The sequence below is a fragment of the Streptomyces sp. NPDC020983 genome, from assembly GCF_044333485.1.
Taxonomy (GTDB): domain Bacteria; phylum Actinomycetota; class Actinomycetes; order Streptomycetales; family Streptomycetaceae; genus Actinacidiphila.
On record NZ_JBIRRA010000003.1, the window covers coordinates 75,156 to 91,852 of the forward strand.

The 16,697-nt window shown below is 75.6% G+C and carries 17 protein-coding genes; 6 read left to right on the forward strand and 11 right to left on the reverse strand.

What is annotated here, in order from left to right; genetic code table 11:
* The first annotated feature begins 144 nt into the window (after positions 1-144).
* Positions 145-972 carry a DeoR/GlpR family DNA-binding transcription regulator gene (locus tag ACH4SE_RS06705; protein WP_031513571.1) on the forward strand — a complete coding sequence of 276 codons (828 nt, stop codon included), beginning with the start codon at positions 145-147 and terminating at the stop codon, positions 970-972.
* A 39-nt stretch (positions 973-1,011) separates the two neighbouring features.
* On the opposite strand, the gene ACH4SE_RS06710 is transcribed toward ACH4SE_RS06705, so the two are convergent.
* The 5 genes from ACH4SE_RS06710 to ACH4SE_RS06730 all read right to left on the reverse strand — a co-directional run bounded on the left by ACH4SE_RS06710 (position 1,012) and on the right by ACH4SE_RS06730 (position 5,384).
* Positions 1,012-1,395, reverse strand: a complete 384-nt coding sequence (locus ACH4SE_RS06710) for a hypothetical protein (protein WP_398542215.1) — start codon at positions 1,393-1,395, stop codon at positions 1,012-1,014.
* A gap of 160 nt (positions 1,396-1,555) precedes the next feature.
* Positions 1,556-2,965, reverse strand: coding sequence for a hypothetical protein (locus tag ACH4SE_RS06715; protein WP_398542216.1), 1,410 nt, complete (start codon positions 2,963-2,965; stop codon positions 1,556-1,558).
* A 116-nt stretch (positions 2,966-3,081) separates the two neighbouring features.
* Positions 3,082-3,753, reverse strand: a complete 672-nt coding sequence (locus tag ACH4SE_RS06720; RefSeq protein WP_398542217.1) for a cytochrome b/b6 domain-containing protein — start codon at positions 3,751-3,753, stop codon at positions 3,082-3,084.
* Entirely contained in the window at positions 3,750-4,502 is a 753-nt protein-coding gene (locus ACH4SE_RS06725; RefSeq protein WP_398542218.1) for a molybdopterin-dependent oxidoreductase, read from the reverse strand. The genes ACH4SE_RS06720 and ACH4SE_RS06725 overlap by 4 nt, the downstream gene beginning before the upstream one ends.
* A gap of 63 nt (positions 4,503-4,565) precedes the next feature.
* Entirely contained in the window at positions 4,566-5,384 is an 819-nt protein-coding gene (locus ACH4SE_RS06730) for an alpha/beta fold hydrolase (protein ID WP_398542219.1), read from the reverse strand.
* 133 nt (positions 5,385-5,517) lie between these two features.
* On the opposite strand from ACH4SE_RS06730, the gene ACH4SE_RS06735 reads away from it, so the two are divergent.
* Together ACH4SE_RS06735 and ACH4SE_RS06740 are read left to right on the forward strand one after the other, a co-directional pair.
* Positions 5,518-6,861, forward strand: coding sequence for a PLP-dependent aminotransferase family protein (locus ACH4SE_RS06735; RefSeq protein WP_398542220.1), 1,344 nt, complete (start codon positions 5,518-5,520; stop codon positions 6,859-6,861).
* A 250-nt stretch (positions 6,862-7,111) separates the two neighbouring features.
* A complete protein-coding gene (locus ACH4SE_RS06740; RefSeq protein ID WP_398542666.1) occupies positions 7,112-7,687 on the forward strand; it encodes an ATP-binding protein in 576 nt (191 codons plus the stop codon).
* A 145-nt stretch (positions 7,688-7,832) separates the two neighbouring features.
* Here the strand turns inward: ACH4SE_RS06740 and ACH4SE_RS06745 are convergent, their stop codons facing one another.
* Both ACH4SE_RS06745 and ACH4SE_RS06750 read right to left on the reverse strand, forming a co-directional pair.
* The gene (locus ACH4SE_RS06745) at positions 7,833-8,147 is read right to left on the reverse strand and encodes an SHOCT domain-containing protein (RefSeq protein WP_398542221.1); all 315 of its coding nucleotides are present in this window, start codon (positions 8,145-8,147) and stop codon (positions 7,833-7,835) included.
* 252 nt (positions 8,148-8,399) lie between these two features.
* Positions 8,400-9,623, reverse strand: a complete 1,224-nt coding sequence (locus ACH4SE_RS06750; RefSeq protein ID WP_398542222.1) for an ROK family protein — start codon at positions 9,621-9,623, stop codon at positions 8,400-8,402.
* A 17-nt stretch (positions 9,624-9,640) separates the two neighbouring features.
* On the opposite strand from ACH4SE_RS06750, the gene ACH4SE_RS06755 reads away from it, so the two are divergent.
* The gene (locus ACH4SE_RS06755; protein WP_398542223.1) at positions 9,641-10,918 is read left to right on the forward strand and encodes an MFS transporter; all 1,278 of its coding nucleotides are present in this window, start codon (positions 9,641-9,643) and stop codon (positions 10,916-10,918) included.
* 77 nt (positions 10,919-10,995) lie between these two features.
* Here the strand turns inward: ACH4SE_RS06755 and ACH4SE_RS06760 are convergent, their stop codons facing one another.
* On the reverse strand, positions 10,996-11,397 hold the full coding sequence (locus ACH4SE_RS06760) for a MarR family winged helix-turn-helix transcriptional regulator (protein ID WP_398542224.1): 402 nt from the start codon (positions 11,395-11,397) through the stop codon (positions 10,996-10,998).
* Positions 11,398-11,482: 85 nt separating this feature from the next.
* On the opposite strand from ACH4SE_RS06760, the gene ACH4SE_RS06765 reads away from it, so the two are divergent.
* The gene (locus tag ACH4SE_RS06765; protein ID WP_398542225.1) at positions 11,483-13,057 is read left to right on the forward strand and encodes an MFS transporter; all 1,575 of its coding nucleotides are present in this window, start codon (positions 11,483-11,485) and stop codon (positions 13,055-13,057) included.
* A gap of 115 nt (positions 13,058-13,172) precedes the next feature.
* On the opposite strand, the gene ACH4SE_RS06770 is transcribed toward ACH4SE_RS06765, so the two are convergent.
* The 3 genes from ACH4SE_RS06770 to ACH4SE_RS06780 are packed head-to-tail and all read right to left on the reverse strand — an operon-like array spanning position 13,173 to position 15,985.
* Positions 13,173-13,838 (reverse strand): response regulator, encoded by a 666-nt coding sequence (locus ACH4SE_RS06770; protein WP_398542226.1) that lies wholly within the window; start codon positions 13,836-13,838, stop codon positions 13,173-13,175.
* Positions 13,835-15,121 (reverse strand): sensor histidine kinase, encoded by a 1,287-nt coding sequence (locus tag ACH4SE_RS06775; RefSeq protein ID WP_398542227.1) that lies wholly within the window; start codon positions 15,119-15,121, stop codon positions 13,835-13,837. The genes ACH4SE_RS06770 and ACH4SE_RS06775 overlap by 4 nt, the downstream gene beginning before the upstream one ends.
* Before the next feature lie 57 nt (positions 15,122-15,178).
* Entirely contained in the window at positions 15,179-15,985 is an 807-nt protein-coding gene (locus tag ACH4SE_RS06780) for a TetR/AcrR family transcriptional regulator (RefSeq protein WP_398542228.1), read from the reverse strand.
* Positions 15,986-16,150: 165 nt separating this feature from the next.
* Here ACH4SE_RS06780 and ACH4SE_RS06785 point away from each other — a divergent pair, with 165 nt between their 5' ends.
* Positions 16,151-16,636: a nitroreductase family deazaflavin-dependent oxidoreductase gene (locus tag ACH4SE_RS06785; RefSeq protein ID WP_398542229.1), complete on the forward strand. Its 486-nt coding sequence runs from the start codon at positions 16,151-16,153 to the stop codon at positions 16,634-16,636.
* The last annotated feature ends 61 nt before the right edge of the window (positions 16,637-16,697 follow it).

The following is a 16,697-nucleotide window of genomic DNA, read 5'->3' on the forward strand; positions in this document are numbered from 1 at the left end:
CCGCTCCCGGGCCGGACGGAAGGGGGCGGCCGCCGGGCGCGAGGCGGCGGGCACGTGGAAAGATGGGGCGGATGCGCCCCCGCCGGCGCACCGCGGCGGCCGGTCACACCGGGAAGAACCGAGAACCAGAAGACGAGGTCACGGGTGGGCGACAACCAGAACCTCCTCGCCGAGCAGCGCAGGGCACTGATCCTGGACGAGGTGCGCCGCCGCGGTGGTGTGCGGGTCAACGAGCTGACGCGCCGGCTGAACGTCTCGGACATGACGGTCCGCCGGGATCTGGACGCGCTCGCCCGGCAGGGCGTGGTGGAGAAGGTGCACGGCGGCGCGGTGCCGGTCGTCGAGGCCAGCAGCCACGAGCCGGGCTTCGAGGCGAAGTCGGGGCTGGAGCTGGGCGCCAAGGAGGCCATCGCGACGGCGGCGGCCGCCCTCGTGCCGCCCGGGAGCGCGATCGCCCTGGCCGGCGGGACGACGGCGTACGCCCTGGCGCACCACCTGCTGGACGTGCCGGACCTGACGGTGGTGACCAACTCCGTGCGTGTCGCCGACGTCTTCCAGAACAACCAGCGGCGGCCCGGCGCGGCCCCCGGCGAGGGGTCGGCCACCGTCGTGATCACCGGCGGGGTGCGGACCCCCTCGGAGACGCTCGTCGGTCCGGTGGCCGACCGGGCGATCCAGGCCCTGCACTTCGACCTGCTCTTCCTGGGCGTGCACGGGATCTCGGTGGAGGCGGGCCTGTCGACACCGAATCTGGCGGAGGCCGAGACCAACCGGCACTTCGTCCGCTCGGCCCGCCGGGTCGTGGTGATCGCCGACCACACCAAGTGGGGCACGGTGGGCCTCAGCTCGTTCGCGTCGCTGGAGGACGTCGACACACTGGTGACGGACGCGGGCATCCCCGAGGTGCTGCGGGCCGAGATCGCCGAGCACCTGTCGGACCTCATCGTGGCGGGCGAGCCCGCCGAGAGCTGAGCGGCGGGCCCTTCCGCAGGTCCCGCGGGCCGGCGGTGCTCAGCCGGTGATCCAGGACCAGGCGTCGCCGGGGGCCAGCAGAAAGAGCGCGACGGCGACGACCAGGAGGATGCCCGCGAAGGCGCGCAGCCGCCGCACGCCGGGCGTGAGCGGGCGCCGGGGCGGGCGGTTGTCGGGCCGCCACGCGGCTGCGTGCTGCGAGGGGGTGTACGGCCGCCTGCGGCGCCGCCCGAAGCGGGGCGGCTCGACGTGGACGCCCCGCTCGTCCTCCTCGCGCAGCCGGCGGGCGACGATCCTGGCCCGCGCCGAGGGCTCCTTCGGCGCGGTGGCGCGTATCGCGCGCTCGGAGTCGTTGGCGAACTGCTCCCACACGTCGTCGGGCAGCGACGGCTCGTCGGCCGCGGGTGGTGGTTCGGTGGTCACTTCTGCGCTCTCGTCTCGTCCAGACATGGCCGGGGCGGCGGCACGCAGCACACTTTCCCCCCACCGGCGAATCGATACTTCCCCTGCCACTTGTACCACGCCCGATGCCGTGCGCGGCGTGGGTCCCCGGGTGCGGGCGGCTCCGGCGCAGGTCAGCGGGTCAGCGGTATTCCGCGAACCTGGGCCGGATCCCGAGCAGGACCAGTGCCGCCGCCAGGCCGAGCGCCCCGGCGGGCACCGCGGGCCAGCCGTCGAGGGCGCCGTGGGCGCCGTCGGCGTGCTGGCGGAAGTCGGCGAGCCGCCGGTCGGCGAGGCGCTCCAGGGTGGTGGAGAAGTCCCAGAAGTCGAAGGCGACGTCGCCGCGGCCGACCCCGGTGAGGACCACCGCGCCCTTTTCGGTGTCGCCGCTCTTCTTCAGCGCGCGCAGCCTGGTGTCGTCGGCGCGGAAGTGCGCGTAGCGGCCGAGCATGTCCTGGTAGGCGGGGAGCCCCACCGCGGTGGCCCGGCCGTCCGGGGCCAGCAGCCCGTCGAGGCGCGCGGCGAGGGTGTCGAACTGCGCCTCGTCGGCCTCGCCGAAGGCGCTGTCGTGCACGAACCAGCGGCTCTCGGCGGCCGCGGCCTGGGAGGCGACGGCCCCGGCCTCGGCGAGGTCGGTCCAGGGCCGCAGTCCCTGGCTGCTCGCGTCGTCCACACCGCCGGCGGCGGCGTTCATGGCCAGCGTCCCGGCCAGGGTGACGGCGAGGGTCGCGGCGGTCGCGACGAGGAGCGCCGGATTGAACCGCCTGCGGTAGTCGCGGGCCAGCTCCCACTGCCACCACAGCAGCAGCACGACGGCGAGCACCCCCAGCGTCCCGACCGCCGCACCCCAGCGGACGGCGGCGTGCCGGGCGGTCCCGCGCTGCCGGGCCGCCTGCTGCTGGTAGTCCGCGGACAGGGCTTCGGCGAGCGGCAGCAGCCGGGTGTGCATGACGCTGCCGGCCGAGACGTTCATGGCGACGGCGTAGCGCGGCGGGTGGCCGACGGTCTGGTCGGGCTCCTGCTCGGCGACGTAGCGGGCGCGCCCGCTGAGGTCGTCGTACTGCCCGAGGCCGTCGAGCAGCTGCGCGACCCGCGCCCCCTGCCCGGGGTCGCCGCCGAGCTTGCGGAGCAGGTCGCTGACCAGGGCGCGGTCCCGCTGCGCGGTGATCAGCGCGTTGAGCTGGTTGCCGACGATCACGTCCGGGTCGTCGGCGGAGCGGCCGGGGGCGAGGGTGTCGGCGTGCTGCGCGTCGAGGTCGGCGAGCGTGGCGCGCAGCTGTGCGGCCGCCGACGCGCGCTCGGTCACGGTGCCGGCGAAGCGCGCGGTGGCGTGCCGTACGGAGACCGCTCCGGCGACGGCGGCGGCGCACAGCGCGCCCAGCACCAGCAGGACGGCGGCCGTACGGACGGCCAGCCGCCGTGTCCCCCGGGCGGCCACCCGGAACCTGCGGCGCGCCCGGTAGGTCTCCGGCGGGCTCGCCGGCGCGGCCGCGGGCTCTTCCGGGTCGGGGGCCGGCGGGGCCGGCTGAGCCGACGCCTGGGACATCGTCATGCCGTGACGCTAGGCGCGGGGCGGGAAAGGACGGTGGCGCGAGGGCGACCGGGGGGTGTCCTGCGTGTAACAGAACTGCCGCGGCGGCAGGGCCGGTTGGCGCTCCCGCACGGAGGTCAGGGGGCGTCGGCGGGGGGCCTGCCGGCGGAGGGCTGCTCGTCCGGCGGCCGCCACAGCGGGTGCTCCTCCCGGGCCCACCAGCGGGGTACGTAGCCGGTGCGCAGGCCGCGGCGGGCCTCCGGGTCCTGGACGGCGAACCACACGTGGCCGGTGATGACGGCCGCGAAGAGCAGCGCGAGCCAGTCGTGCACGAAGGTGGAGCCGGTGCGCCAGACCAGCGGGGCCAGCCGCGGGAACCACATGACCACCCCGGTGCCGGCCATGACCAGCAGCGCCCCGGTGGCGAAGGCCGCGTAGAGCTTCTGGCCCGCGTTGAACTTGCCCGCCAGGCTCGGCTCGCGCCTGCGGTGGCGCAGCGCGGCACGCAGCCAGCGCCAGTCGTGCGGGTGGAAGCGGCCGAGGCGGCCGGTGTCGGCGCGGAAGGCCCGCGAGGCGAGGCCCAGCAGCACGGGCAGGGGTACGGCGATCCCGGAGAACTCGTGCACGGTGACCAGCAGCCGGCGGCGGCCGACGATCTCGGCGAGCTGCGGCACGTACAGGAAGGCCCCGGTGGCGACGCACACGCCCATCAGCCAGGTGACCGCGCGGTGCACCCAGGTCTCGGCGCGGGTGAAGCGGCGCAGCCCGGTGGCGCCGGCGGGCTTCGGGCGCGGGGTCACGGCGGTCATGAGGTGGGGTCGTCGCGGCGGCCGTTGGACCTGCCGACCCAGCCGTCGACGTCGTAGCCGTAGTGCTCCCAGTAGCCGGGCCGCACGTCCTTGGTGACCGTGATGCCGGACAGCCACTTCGCGGACTTGTAGAAGTACATCGGTGCCACGTAGAGCCGGACCGGGCCGCCGTGGGCCGCGCTCACGGGCTTGTCGTCCATCGTCAGTGCCACCAGGACGTCGTCGCGGCGGGCCTGTTCCAGCGTCAGGCTCTCGGTGTAGACACCGTCGAAGCAGGTGAAGCGGACGGCGGTGCCGCCCGAGCGCACCCCGGCGGCGTCCAGCAGGGTGGACAGCCGCACCCCGGTGAAGGCGGTGTGCGGCACCCGCCAGCCGGTGACGCACTGCACGTCGCGCACGAGCCGGGTCTGCGGGAGGGCGCGCAGGTCGGCGAGCCGGTAGCTGCCCGGGCGGTCGACGAGCCCGCCGAGGGTGAGGCGGTAGTCCCTCTCGCCGCGGTGCGGCACGGAGTTGGAGACCGAGTAGAAGCGGAATCCGCCGCCGCCGGGCAGCAGCGAGGTGACGCCGGTGGGGTCCTTGGCGCTGACCGACGCCAGCACCGAGTCGAGCCTGTCCTGCACCGCGCCGCCCACCGCGACCCCGGCGGCGCCGAGCCCGACCATGCCGAGCACCAGCCGCCGCCCCACGGGGCTGCCGCGGCCCTCCTCGGGCCCGGGGGCTGTCTGCGGCGGCGGGGTGCGGTCGTCCATGGGTCGATTCGAGCACGCGGGCCGCCGTCTGGCCAGGGCCCCGGGCGGGCCGTCAGGCTTTCGTCACATCCGGGCGGGCCGCCGGGCCTGCGGCACCCGGGCGAGCAGCCGGGCGAGGGCGTCGTTGAAGGCGGCGGGGCATTCCAGGTTGGGCATGTGGCCGGCGTCGTCGACGACGGTGAGGGTCGCGCCGGGGATGTGCCGGTGCAGGAACTCGGCGTCCGAGACGGGCGTGAAGACGTCCTCGCGGCCGACGACGACCAGGGTGGGCACGGCGACGCCGGCCAGGCCGGCGGTGTAGTCGGGGCGTTCGGCCCGGCCGCGCAGCGCGGCGGCGGCCCCCTGCGGCGGCGCGGCGAGCATCATGCCGAGCACGTGGTCGGCGACGTCCGGCCGCCGCGCGAGGGTCTCGGGGCAGACCATCGAGCCGAGCACCTCGCGGGCGTAGCCGGCCGTGCCCTCGCGCTCCAGGCGGTCCGCACGGGCGTAGCGCTCCTGCTTCGCCTGCTCCGTGTCGGCCTGCGCGAAGGTGTCGGCGAGGACCAGCCCCGTGACGCGGTGCGGGAAGAGCCGGTGGAATTCCAGGGCGATCTGACCACCCATCGACAGCCCGCAGACCACCGCCTCGGCCACCCCGAGGTGGTCGAGCAGCGCCGCGAGGTCGCGGGCGAAGGTGCCGAGCGGGGTGCTGCCGGGGACGACCTGGCTGCCGCCGTAACCGCGCAGGTCGGGGGTGATGACGCGGTGGGCGGGCGCGGCGTCCTGCTGGGGTGCCCACATGGTGCGGTCGAAGGGGTGGCCGTGAATCAGCAGAAGGGCGCTGCCCTCGCCGCCCGTATCTCCGTAGGTCATGCTGATGCCGTTGACGAAAGCCGTGTTCACCTGCGGTTCCCCCCTTGTGGTGGTTGCTGTGCCGATGCTAGGCATGAGGCAATCGGCGGAGCAATGAACAGCTTTGAAGTCGGGGCAATGTCCCGGTGCTCCGAGGAGTCGCACGGACGGGCGGGAGCAGGGGATGGCGCGGGATTTCCGGCAGGCGGCCGACGCGGTCGCGGCGCAGATCGCGGCGGGGCGGCTGCGTCCCGGGGACCGGCTGCCGACACAGCGGGCGTTCGCCCGGCGGTACGGCGTCGCCCAGTCGACGGCGAGCCGGGTGTACGCCGAACTGACCCGGCGCGGTCTGGTCGTCGGCGAGGTCGGGCGCGGCACCTTCGTACGGGCCGCGCCGCCCGCCGCCGACCCGGCGCTCGCCGAGCCGGGTACGGCCCGCGTCGACCTGGAGCTCAACTACCCCGTGACGCCGGGCCAGCCGGAGCTGCTGGCCGCGGGGCTCGCCCGGCTGTCGCGGCCGGACGTGCTGGGCACCGCCCTGGGCCCGTCCGGCGCGGGTGGTACGGCGGCGGCGCGCGCCGCGGCGGCGGAGCTGCTCGCCCGGCCGGGCTGGGCTCCGGACCCGGCGGGTGTGCTCTTCGCCGGCAACGGGCGCCAGGCGGTCGCCGCGTGCGTCGCCGCGCTGGTCCGCCCCGGCGGGCGGCTGGGTGTCGAGGCGCTGACGTACCCGGTGGTCAAGGCGGTCGCGGCGCGGCTCGGGGTGACCCTGGTGCCGCTGGAGTGCGACGCCGAGGGACTGCGGCCCGACGCGCTGCTCGCCGCCCACCGGGCCGCGCCGCTCGGCGGGCTCTACGTCCAGCCGACGCTGCACAACCCGCTGGGCACGACCATGGGTCCGGGCCGGCGGGCCGAAGTCGCGGCGGCACTGCGGGAGTCGGGGCTGCCCGCCGTCGAGGACGCCATCTGGGCCTTCCTGCGGACGGACGCGCCACCGCCGCTCGCCGCCTACGCGCCGGAGCGGGTCGTCCTGGTGGACAGCCTCTCCAAACGCCTGGCGCCGGGCCTGACCGTGGGCTTCGCGGCGACCCCGCCGGGGCTCACCGCGCGGGTGTCGGCCGCGCTGCGCTCCGGCGGCTGGACGAGCGCCGGGTACGCCCTGGCGGCGGCGACGGGGTGGATCGGCGACGGCACCGCGCAGACCCTCAGCGCGGCCAAGCGGGAGGACGCCCGGCTGCGCAGCGAACTGGCGGCCGGCGCCCTGGCCGGGCTCACCGTCCGGTCCGGCCCGTCCGCGTACTTCTGCTGGCTTGAGCTGCCCCCGCCGTGGCGGGCCGACACCTACGTGGCCGCCGCCGCCCGGCGCGGGATCGCCGTCACGCCCGCGGCGTCCTTCGTGGTGGGCTCGCACAGCACGCCGGCGGCGGTGCGGATCGGGCTGGCCTCCCCGCCGCCGGCGGTGCTGCGCCGGGCCCTCGACACGCTGGCCGAGCTGGCCCTCACCGGGCCGGACGACCTCGGGCCGGACTGAGCGCCCCCCGCCGGTCGGCCGCACCGGAGCGTCCGCGCGCGGGCCCAGGGCGGCCGAACCGGCAGGTCAGCGCCGCGACGCGCCACGAGTTGCGGGATTCCCCACATCGGGTGACGCTGTTATCGCATCACGGAGTGCTGAAGCAGTCACTCTACGCAGTATCGCTCAAGTGTTCCCATCGGAGCGGCGAAGCGGCGGAGACCGCACGTGCGGGACCGTCCCAGCCGCGGAGGGAGTCGCAGCCGTGATCATGCAAGCGGACCAGACCGACCAGACCGACCCCACCCACCGAACACCCCGCGAGTGCACCTTCGAGGTGGAGGCGCACCCGTACCGGATCCAGCAGATCCGCCGCATCGTGGCCGCGCAGCTGCGCTACTGGCGGCTCGATCCGCTGATCCAGGCCGCCGCGAGCGCGACCAGCGAACTGCTGGCCAACGTGCACCGGCACGCCAGGCCCCACAAGAAGTGCGGCGTCCGGCTGACCCTCGCCGACGACCGGCTGACCGTCGCCGTCACCGACGGCGACCCCCGGCTGCCGCAGCTGCGGCCCGTGGAGCCGCTGGCCACCACCGGGCGCGGCCTGACGATGGTCGAGGCGCTGAGCGACTCGTGGGGCACCGACCTGCTGCCCGAGGACTCCGGCAAGGTCGTGTGGTTCGTGCTGCGCACCCCCGTCGCCGTGCCCACGATGCTGCCGGTCCGCGGCTCCGTGCCGTTCGAGCGCGCCATGGCCGAGCCGCTGCCGGAGCCGGCCCCGGAGGCCGTCCCCGTGCCGGTCACCGGCACCGTCCCCGAACCGGCCGCTGTCGCTGCGGCGGCCTGACCGCGCGGCAGCCGCCGGTGTGGGCGCCGGCGGACCGCGCACCGGGCGCCGCCTCCCCCGCGGGGGAGGCGGCGCCCGACGTACGCCCGCCGACCGGCCGCGGCCGCCCGCGGGAGGTGCCGCCGGGCCGGCCGCACACGAGCCGTCAGGCTCCGTCCCTGCCGCTGTGCCGGTCACGCGGGCTGCGGGCGAAGTGCTCCTCCAGCACCGACATCCGGCGCCAGTACTCCTCCTCGTCGATCTCGCCGGAGGCGAAGCGCCGGCCGAGCACCGCGAGCGGGCTGTGCTCGCTGCCGCCGCCCGCCGCGGCCGGCCCGAACTGCCGCCACGGGGCGCCGCGTCCGCGCCACGCCGTGCGGCGCAGCACGGTGACCACGGCGGCCACCGCGAACACCCAGATCAGGGGGAAGAAGAGGATCCACGGGCCGGGCCCGCCGTCGTGCCACGCCAGGGTGTCCATCGTCTGTCAACTCCTCGGTCCTGCCGGGTTCTCCCGGCACCACCGAGCCTGGCCCCACCGGCCGCGGGAATCGTCGTACGGCCAGCGGCACCGCGGCTGCTCCGCGGGGAGTACGCCGGCACCGCCGCGCTGCGGCCCACCCGCGGCCGGGCCGCGGACCGCGAGCCTTCCGGGGCGGGCCGGAGCACCCCACGGGGGCGGGCCGGAGCACCCGCGGGGCGCACGCGCCGCGCACGCACGCCCCTGCCGGGCTCAGCCGCCGAGGACGGCCAGCGGGTCGTCCAGCACCGGTTGCCACGCGAGTTCGGCCGCGCCGACCAGGCTGTTGTGGTTCAGCGCGCAGGCCAGCACCGGGACGCTGCCGCTGCGGCCCCACAGGCTGTGGTCGGCGACGACCGCGCGCAGCGCCTCCGGGTCGGCGTCCAGCAGGTGGCGGTGCAGCCCGCCGAGCAGGATGCGGTCGGGATTGAGGACGTTGACGAGTCCGGCGAGGCCGCGCCCGAGCCGGTCGATCATCAGCAGCGCCGCGGCCCTGACGGCGGGGTCGGCGTACTCCGTACGCAGCAGGGCCGCGCTCTGGTCCAGCAGCGACACCTCAGGTCCGGGGGTGCGCCCGGCCGCCTCCAGGAAGGCCAGCGGATCGGCCTCGACGTCCAGGCAGCCGCGGCTGCCGCAGTAGCAGGGGCGCCCGTCGGGGCGCACGGTGAGGTGGCCGACCTCCAGCGCGAGGCCCGAACTGCCGGTGTGCAGGCGGCCGTCCAGCACCAGCGCGCCGCCGACGCCACGGTGCCCGGACGCCACCACCAGCAGGTGCTGCGCCCCGCGCCCGGCGCCGTGCCGGTGCTCGGCGAGCGCGGCGACGTTGACGTCGTTGCCGACGAAGGACGGGACCGGCCCGCCGTCCGGGCCCGCGATGCCCACCTCGGCGATCCGCCCGGCGAAGACCTCGGCCACCTCCGTACCGGCCGGCCAGGACAGGTGCAGCGGGTTGAGCGCGAGGCCTTCGGGCTCGGCGATCGCGGAGGGCACCGCGAGGCCCGCCCCCACGCACACCCGCCCCGACTCCCGCAGCAGTCCGGCGCCCGCCTCGACGACCGCGCCCAGCACGTGCACCGGGTCGGGCGGCACGGTCATGGAGCCGGGCGCCGTCGCCACGATCTCGCCGCCGAGCCCCACGAGGGCGGCGCGGAAGCCGTCGGCGTGCACCTGCGCGGCGAGCGCGACCGGTCCTGCGGGCGCGACGTCGAGCCGGTGCGAGGGGCGGCCCTGCGCGCCCGCCGGGCCACTGGGCCGGGTGTCCACCCGGATCAGTCCCAGCGCCTCCAGCTCCGCGGCCACCGCTCCCGCGGTGGCCCTGGTCACGCCCAGTTCCGCGGTGAGCAGTGCGCGGGTCGCCGCGCGGCCGGTGTGCACGAGCGCGAGCGCGGGGCCGAGGGCTCCACGGCCCCGCTCCAGCCTTGTCCGAATCTGTGTCACCCCCCTATTCTCACTTTGTGCCGACACTGAACAAAATAGGGACGGCCCTGAGTCGATCTTCCCGGCCGTCCCGCCCTCCCCGTCCCCCCGCCCCCGACCCGGCCCTGCGCCGGCTGCGCGTGGCCCTCACCGTCTTCTTCGCCGTCGACGGCTTCCTCTTCGCCGGCTGGGTCGTGCGCATCCCCGCCATCAAAGCCCAGACGGGCGCCTCCGCGAGCCGGCTCGGACTGGCACTCCTCTGCGTGTCGGCGGGCGCGGTGGCCACCATGGTGCTCACCGGACGGCTCTGCCGCCGCTTCGGCAGCGACCGCGTGACCGTCGGCACCGCGGTGATGCTCTCCCTGAGCATCGCCCTGCCGCCGCAGACCCACTCGGCGCTCACCCTCGGCCTGGTCCTGCTGGTGTTCGGCATAGCGTACGGCGGTCTGAACGTCGCGATGAACAGCTTCGCCGTGGACGTGGTGGCCGCACTGCGCCGGCCGGTGATGTCGTCCTTCCACGCGGCCTACAGCTGCGGCGGCCTGATCGGTGCGAGCCTGGGCGGGCTGCTGGCGCCGCACCTCTCGCCGGCCGTCCATCTGGCGCTGCTCACCCCGGTCGGCCTGGTCACCGTGCTGTTCACCGGCCGCGTCCTTCTGGGCACCCGGCTCCAGGCACCGCCCGAGCAGATCCCACCGCCGCCCGCGCCCCCGGGCGTCCGCGTCCCGCCGCCCGCAGCTCGCCCCGGGTCCGTCACCGCGCGCCGCCCGGGGCTGCTCGTCGCGCTCTTCGGGCTGATCGCCGCCTGCTCGTCGTACGGCGAGGGGGCGCTCGCCGAGTGGGGCCCGCTGCACGTCCAGCAGGACCTGCACCGCGGGCCGGGCGTCGCCGCCGCGGGCTACGCGGCGGTGACGCTGGCGATGACGCTCGGCCGGCTGTCCGGCACCACCCTGCTGCTGAGGTTCGGCCAGACCCGGGTCCTGGTCCTGGGCGGGCTGCTCGCGGCCGGCGGCATGCTGCTGGCGGCGCTCGCCCCGCTGCTGCCGCTGGTCGTCCTGGGCTTCGCGCTCACCGGCCTCGGGCTGTCCAACACCTTCCCGACCACGATCGCGCGCGCGGGCGCCCTGACCGGACCGGGCGGTGTCGCCGCCGCGTCGACCTTCGGCTACGGCGGGCTGCTGCTGGGGCCGCCGGCCATCGGCTTCCTCACCGACGCGGTGGGGCTGCCGACCGCCCTGACCACGGTGGCGGCCCTGGGCGCCGTCGCGGCGGTGCTGGCGTACTCGGTGCGCAACCTGGGCCGTACCGCCGCCTGACACCCCGGACATGCGGAAGCCCCGCGGGCGGGCGGCCTGCGGGGCTCACGGACGACGGGGGGCGGCGCCGGGGCGCCTCACGCGTCGGCGTGCCGGGGGAGCATCCGCTCCAGGACGGCACGGTGGCCGGGGCGGGCCTCGGCGTGACGCGCGCGGCCGCGCTCGGTGATCGCGACGTAGACGCCGCGGCGGTCCTCCGAGCAGATGCCGCGGTCGACCAGGCCTTCCTTCTCCAGCCTGGCCACGAGCCGGGACAGCGCACTCTGGCTGAGGTGGACACGGTCGGCCAGCTCCTGCACGCGGAAGGTGCAGCCGCCGTCCTCCGGACCACCGGCCAGCACGTCGAGCACCTCGAAATCGCTCGCGCACAGGCCGTACTGGTTCAGCTCGCGGTCGAGCTCGCAGGCCGTGCGGGCGTGGATGGCGAGGATCTCCCGCCACTCGCGCTCCAGTGCACGCTCGTCCTTGTCCACTGCCATGTTCGCAGGGTAGCAGGAAACGGACCCCGATGCACGGTAATTAAATGCGCTTGCATCTCATGCACTTGCATGTATTCTACTGATCATGACCTCTCCGTCCGTGACGTCCACCACCGTCCCCCGTGCGCAGGACCGATGGAGCGCCCTCCAGTGGGGCACGCTCCTCGTGCTGTGCGCCGCGCTCTTCCTCGACGCCCTCGACGTCTCGATGGTCGGCGTGGCCCTCCCCTCCATCGGCACCGACCTCGGCCTGTCGACGACCTCGCTGCAGTGGGTCGTGAGCGGCTACATCCTCGGCTACGGCGGCCTGCTGCTGCTCGGCGGCCGCGCGGCCGACCTGCTGGGCAGGCGCCGGGTCTTCCTGGTCGCCCTCGGCGTCTTCGCCGTCGCCTCGCTGCTCGGCGGCCTCGTCGACTCCGGCTCCCTGCTGATCGCCACCCGCTTCGTCAAGGGCCTGAGCGCCGCGTTCACCGCTCCCGCGGGCCTGTCGATCATCACCACCACCTTCGCCGAGGGCCCGGTGCGCAACCGCGCCCTGACGATCTACTCCAGCTGCGGCGCGACCGGCTTCTCCATGGGCCTGGTGCTCTCCGGCTTCCTCACCGAGGCCGGCTGGCGCTGGACGATGCTGCTGCCCGCACCGGTCGCCGTGATCGCCCTGGTCGCCGGCCTCAAGCTGATCCCGCGCACCCCGCGGGAGAGCACGCAGGGCCGCGGCTACGACCTGCCCGGAGCCGTGACCGGGACCGCGTCGATGCTGCTGCTGGTGTTCACCGTCGTCTCGGCCTCCAGCGCCGGCTGGACCTCGGCCCGTACGCTCGGCTCCTTCGCCGCCGTCGCGGTGCTGCTCGCGGCCTTCACCGTCATCGAGAACCGCTCGGCGTCGCCGCTGATCCGGCTCGGCGTCCTCCGCTCGTCCACGCAGGTGCGGGCCAACCTGGGTGCCGCGACCTTCTTCGGCTCCTACGTCGGCTTCCAGTTCCTGGTCACGCAGTACCTGCAGAACGTCCTCGGCTACAGCGCCATGCACACCGCGCTCGCCTTCCTGCCCGCCGGCTCGCTGGTGGCGATCCTCTCCACCCGGATGGGGCCGATCGTGGACCGGTTCGGCACCCCGCGGGTGACCGCGTTCGGCTTCCTGTCGCTCGTCGTCGGCTACGTCCTCTTCCTGCGCATCGACCTGCACCCCAGCTACGCCGCGGTCATCCTGCCCTCGATGCTGCTGCTCGGCGTGGCCTTCGCCACGGCCTTCCCCGCGCTCAACATCCAGGCCACCAACGGCGTCAAGGACCACGAGCAGGGCATGGTCTCAGGCCTGCTCAACACGTCCTTCCAGGTCGGCGGCGCGATCTTCCTCGCGGTGGTGACGGCGGTGGTCACCGCCCACACCACCTCCGGCGCCACGGCAGGCACCCAGCAGGCAGTGCTGGACAGCTACCGCCCCGCGCTGTGGGTCGTCACCGTCATCGGGTTCGCGGGCCTACTGCTCACCCTGACCGGCCTGCGCAGGCGCCGCCCGTCCTACGGCATCCTCGTCGCGTCCTCCGAGGGCGACGAGCTGGCCCGCCGGGCCGCCGCCGAGCGGGACCCCGCGACGGGCGAAGCGGTGGCGTCCGCGAGCGCGGCCGGCACCGGGTCCGACGGCTCCTCCCGCGCCTGAACACGACACGGCGTGCCCGGACAAGGGCGGGCACGCGACCGGCCCCGCGCGACCACCGCGCGGGGCCGCCGGCGCAGGAGCACCCGGTCCGCCCGGGCCGCGGGCACGCCCTGCGTCAGCCCAGCCAGCCGGGGCGGACCAGGCCGGATTCGTAGGCGAGGACGACCAGTTGGGCGCGGTCGCGGGCGCCGAGTTTGACCATGGCCCGGCTGACGTGCGTCTTCGCCGTGAGCGGGCTGACCACCAGGCGGCGCGCGATCTCCTCGTTGGACAGTCCCATGCCGGCCAGCGCCATGACCTCGCGCTCGCGGTCGGTCAGCTCGTCGAGCGCACCGGCCGCCGCGGGCTCCTTCGACCGGGCGGCGAACTCCGCGATCAGCCGACGTGTCACGCCGGGCGACAGCAGTGCGTCCCCGGCCACCACGGCGCGGACGGCGCGCAGCAGTTCGGCGGGCTCGGTGTCCTTGACCAGGAAGCCCGAGGCGCCCGAGCGGATCGCCTCGAAGACGTACTCGTCCAGCTCGAAAGTGGTCAGGACGACGACCTTCACGTCCGCCAGCGCCGCGTCGCCGGTGATGCCGCGGGTCGCGGCGAGGCCGTCCATGACCGGCATGCGGATGTCCATCAGGACGGCGTCGGGCCGCAGTTCGCGTACGGCACGCAGCGCCTCACCGCCGTCCGCGGCCTCCCCCACCACCTCGATGTCGTCCTGGGCGTCGAGCAGCGCCCGGAAACCGGCCCGTACCAGCACCTGGTCGTCGGCCAGCACGACGCGGATCACGAGTGCTCCTCTGCGGCCGGCCCGGCCGGGTGGGGGGTGGTGTTCCCGGCGGGGGTGCCGGAGGTCCCGGAAGCGCTGCGGCCGCCGAGGGGGATGCGGGCGCGGACACGGAAGCCGCCGTCCGGACGCGGGCCCGTCTCGACCGTGCCGCCCAGCGCGGCGGCGCGCTCGCGCATGCCGACGAGGCCGTTGCCGCCCCCGGTCTCACCCCGTGCCGCGGCGGGGCCGTCGTCGTCCACCTGGACCTGGAACAGACCGGGGCGGTACGACAGCCGGACGCGTGCGGTACGCGAACCGGAGTGCCGCACCACGTTGGTCAGTGCCTCCTGGACGATACGGAAGGCGGCGAGGTCGGCGCCCGGCGGCAGCGCGGCCCGCTCTCCCTCGACGGCCACCTCGGCGCGCAGCCCGGCGGCGGTGGCCTGCTCGACCAGCTCGGGCAGCCGGTCCAGCCCGGGGGCGGGGGCGCGCGGCGCCTGGCTGCCGGGCGTGCGCAGCGCGCCGAGCACCTGCCGCACCTCCCCCAGCGCCTCCTTGCTCGCCGCCTTGATGGTCGTCAGCGCGGTGCGCGCCTGCTCCGGCCGCTCGTCAATGAGCGCGAGGGCCACACCGGCCTGCACGTTGATCAGCGAGATGCTGTGCGCCAGCACGTCGTGCAGCTCCTGGGCGATCCGCAGCCGCTCCTCGTCCGCCCGGCGCCGCTCGGCCTCGGCCCGCTCCCGCCGCTCGCGGGCGATCCGCTCGCGCCGCACACGGAAGAGTTCGGCCGCGGCCAGCACCGCCGCCAGCCAGGCCGCCGCCCCCGACACCTCCGTCCAGGACGCGCGGGTGTCGCCGGAGGGCGGCAGCCAGCGGTAGAGCCACAGCCCGACGAGGGCGTGGGCGGCGAAGGCGCCGGCGGCCACGATCAGCACGCCCTTGCGGTGCCCGGCGGCCACCGCGCTGAAGAACGCGACGACGAGGGCCGCGAAGACGGGCCCGTACGGATAGCCGAGCACGACGTACAGCAGCGTCACGACGGCGGTGCCGGCTGCCACCGGCACCGGTGCACGCCGGCGCAGCAGCAGCAGCGCGGGGCCCGCCAGCAGCAGCAGGTAGCCCGGCCCGTCGAGCGCGACGCGTACGGACTGGTGCCGCCCGGCCGCGCCGGAGCCGGCCACCTGGAGGAAGGCCAGCAGCATGACCGGCACCCAGAGCGAGACCGTCCCGCGGCGGCGCCACTCCCCCGCGGGCGCCGGCCCGGACCCGCCGCCCGGAGGGCCCGGCTGCACCTCGTACGTCATGCGTCCACGCTAGACCGCGGCGACCGGGGCGGCGTCCACTGCACGGGGGCGGTGCGGCTACTCCCCGGGGAGTACGCCGGCGGGGGCGGCCGGGGCGCCGTCCGGAGCACCGGCCGTCAGCCCGACCTGGGCCGCGAGCGCGTCGGCGGCCTGCCCGAAGAACGCGCCGCGGGCCTCGACCACCCGGTTGAACTGCCCGAACAGCTCGAAACTGACGATGCCGAAGAGCTGCGCCCAGACGGCGACCATCGCGGCGACCACGCGTATCGGCAGCTCGGGCGCCAGCTCGGCGGCGAGCCGCACGGCGTCGGCCCGCACCGGCTCGGCGAGCGGCCGGCCGGGCGGCACCCCGAGCAGCCCGGCGGCGTGGGCGTCCCGCACGACCGAGACGAGGACGAGCGGCACGCGCGACGCGGGACCCACGGTGGTCTGCGGCGCGTCGTAGCCGGGCACCGGCGAGCCGTAGATCAGGGCGTACTCGTGCGGATGGGCGACCGCCCACTCGCGGACCGCGGCGCACACCGCGCGCCAGCGGTCGACGGGGGCGGCGCCGGCCGGTGCCGCCGCCCCGGCGACGACCGCGGCGGCGGCGCGGTCCCGGGCGTCCGCGTCGACCGCGGCGAGTGCCTGCTCCGCCGCCTCGCCGACCGCGTCGTACGCGTCGATGATGAGAGCGGTGAGCAGGTCGTCCCGGGACGGGAAGTAGCGGTAGAGCGCGGAGGACGCCATCCCCAGCTCCCGTGCGACGGCACGCAGCGACAGCCCGGCCGACCCCTGGACGGCGAGCTGCCGGGCCGCCTCCTCCTTGATCGCCTCGGTGATCTCGGCCCTGGCGCGTTCCCTTGCTCCCCTGATGGCACTCATGACGTCCAGTGTGCCATCGGGGAGAGCGACGACCAAGAACGAGAGCGGCGAAAGAAAACGAGAGCGGTGCTCTTGCTTTTGCAGGACATGAGCGAGCACACTGTTCTCAAGCGAGAGCACCGCTCACACAACGGAGCGGAAGACCGGAACAGAGGAGAGGCCGCCATGTCCGAGCAGGTCCTGCACGTCCGCAAGCCCGGCTGGGTCACCGTCAACGTCGTCAACCGCGCGGTCGCCTTCCTCACCCGGCGCGGGTTCAGCGTCTGGGGCTCACGGGTCCTGGCCGTCAGGGGCCGCAAGAGCGGTGAGTGGCGGACGACGCCGGTCAACGTGCTGTCGCTGGAGGGGGAGCGCTATCTGGTGGCTCCGCGCGGCCACGTGCAGTGGACGCACAACATGCGGGCGGCGGGCGGCGGCGAGCTCCGCCTCGGGAAGAAGGCGGAGGAGTTCGCCGCCGTGGAGGTCGGCGACGACGACAAGGTGCCGGTGCTGCGCGCCTACCTGAAGCGCTGGAAGGCCGAGGTGGGGGTCTTCTTCGACGGCGTGGGCCCGGATTCGCCGGACGACCGGCTGCGCGCGATAGCCCCCAGGCACCCGGTCTTCCGCATCACGGAACCGGGCGCGGCCACCGGAGCGGGCGCGGGGGCGTGAGGGCCGGGGAGGGTGGCGGCCGCCCGGGGTGCGGCGGGACGGCCGCGACGCGGCCACGGGC

Coding starts and splice junctions, on each gene's coding strand:
- ACH4SE_RS06785 (WP_398542229.1), top strand. CDS start 16,151: ATGTCCGAGCAGGTCCTGCACGTCCGCAAGCCCGGCTGGGTCACCGTC.
- ACH4SE_RS06720 (WP_398542217.1), bottom strand. CDS start 3,753: ATGACCGCCGTGACCCCGCGCCCGAAGCCCGCCGGCGCCACCGGGCTG.
- ACH4SE_RS06775 (WP_398542227.1), bottom strand. CDS start 15,121: ATGACGTACGAGGTGCAGCCGGGCCCTCCGGGCGGCGGGTCCGGGCCG.
- ACH4SE_RS06725 (WP_398542218.1), bottom strand. CDS start 4,502: ATGGACGACCGCACCCCGCCGCCGCAGACAGCCCCCGGGCCCGAGGAG.
- ACH4SE_RS06760 (WP_398542224.1), bottom strand. CDS start 11,397: ATGGCAGTGGACAAGGACGAGCGTGCACTGGAGCGCGAGTGGCGGGAG.
- ACH4SE_RS06780 (WP_398542228.1), bottom strand. CDS start 15,985: ATGAGTGCCATCAGGGGAGCAAGGGAACGCGCCAGGGCCGAGATCACC.
- ACH4SE_RS06745 (WP_398542221.1), bottom strand. CDS start 8,147: ATGGACACCCTGGCGTGGCACGACGGCGGGCCCGGCCCGTGGATCCTC.
- ACH4SE_RS06715 (WP_398542216.1), bottom strand. CDS start 2,965: ATGACGATGTCCCAGGCGTCGGCTCAGCCGGCCCCGCCGGCCCCCGAC.
- ACH4SE_RS06735 (WP_398542220.1), top strand. CDS start 5,518: ATGGCGCGGGATTTCCGGCAGGCGGCCGACGCGGTCGCGGCGCAGATC.
- ACH4SE_RS06765 (WP_398542225.1), top strand. CDS start 11,483: ATGACCTCTCCGTCCGTGACGTCCACCACCGTCCCCCGTGCGCAGGAC.
- ACH4SE_RS06740 (WP_398542666.1), top strand. CDS start 7,112: ATGCAAGCGGACCAGACCGACCAGACCGACCCCACCCACCGAACACCC.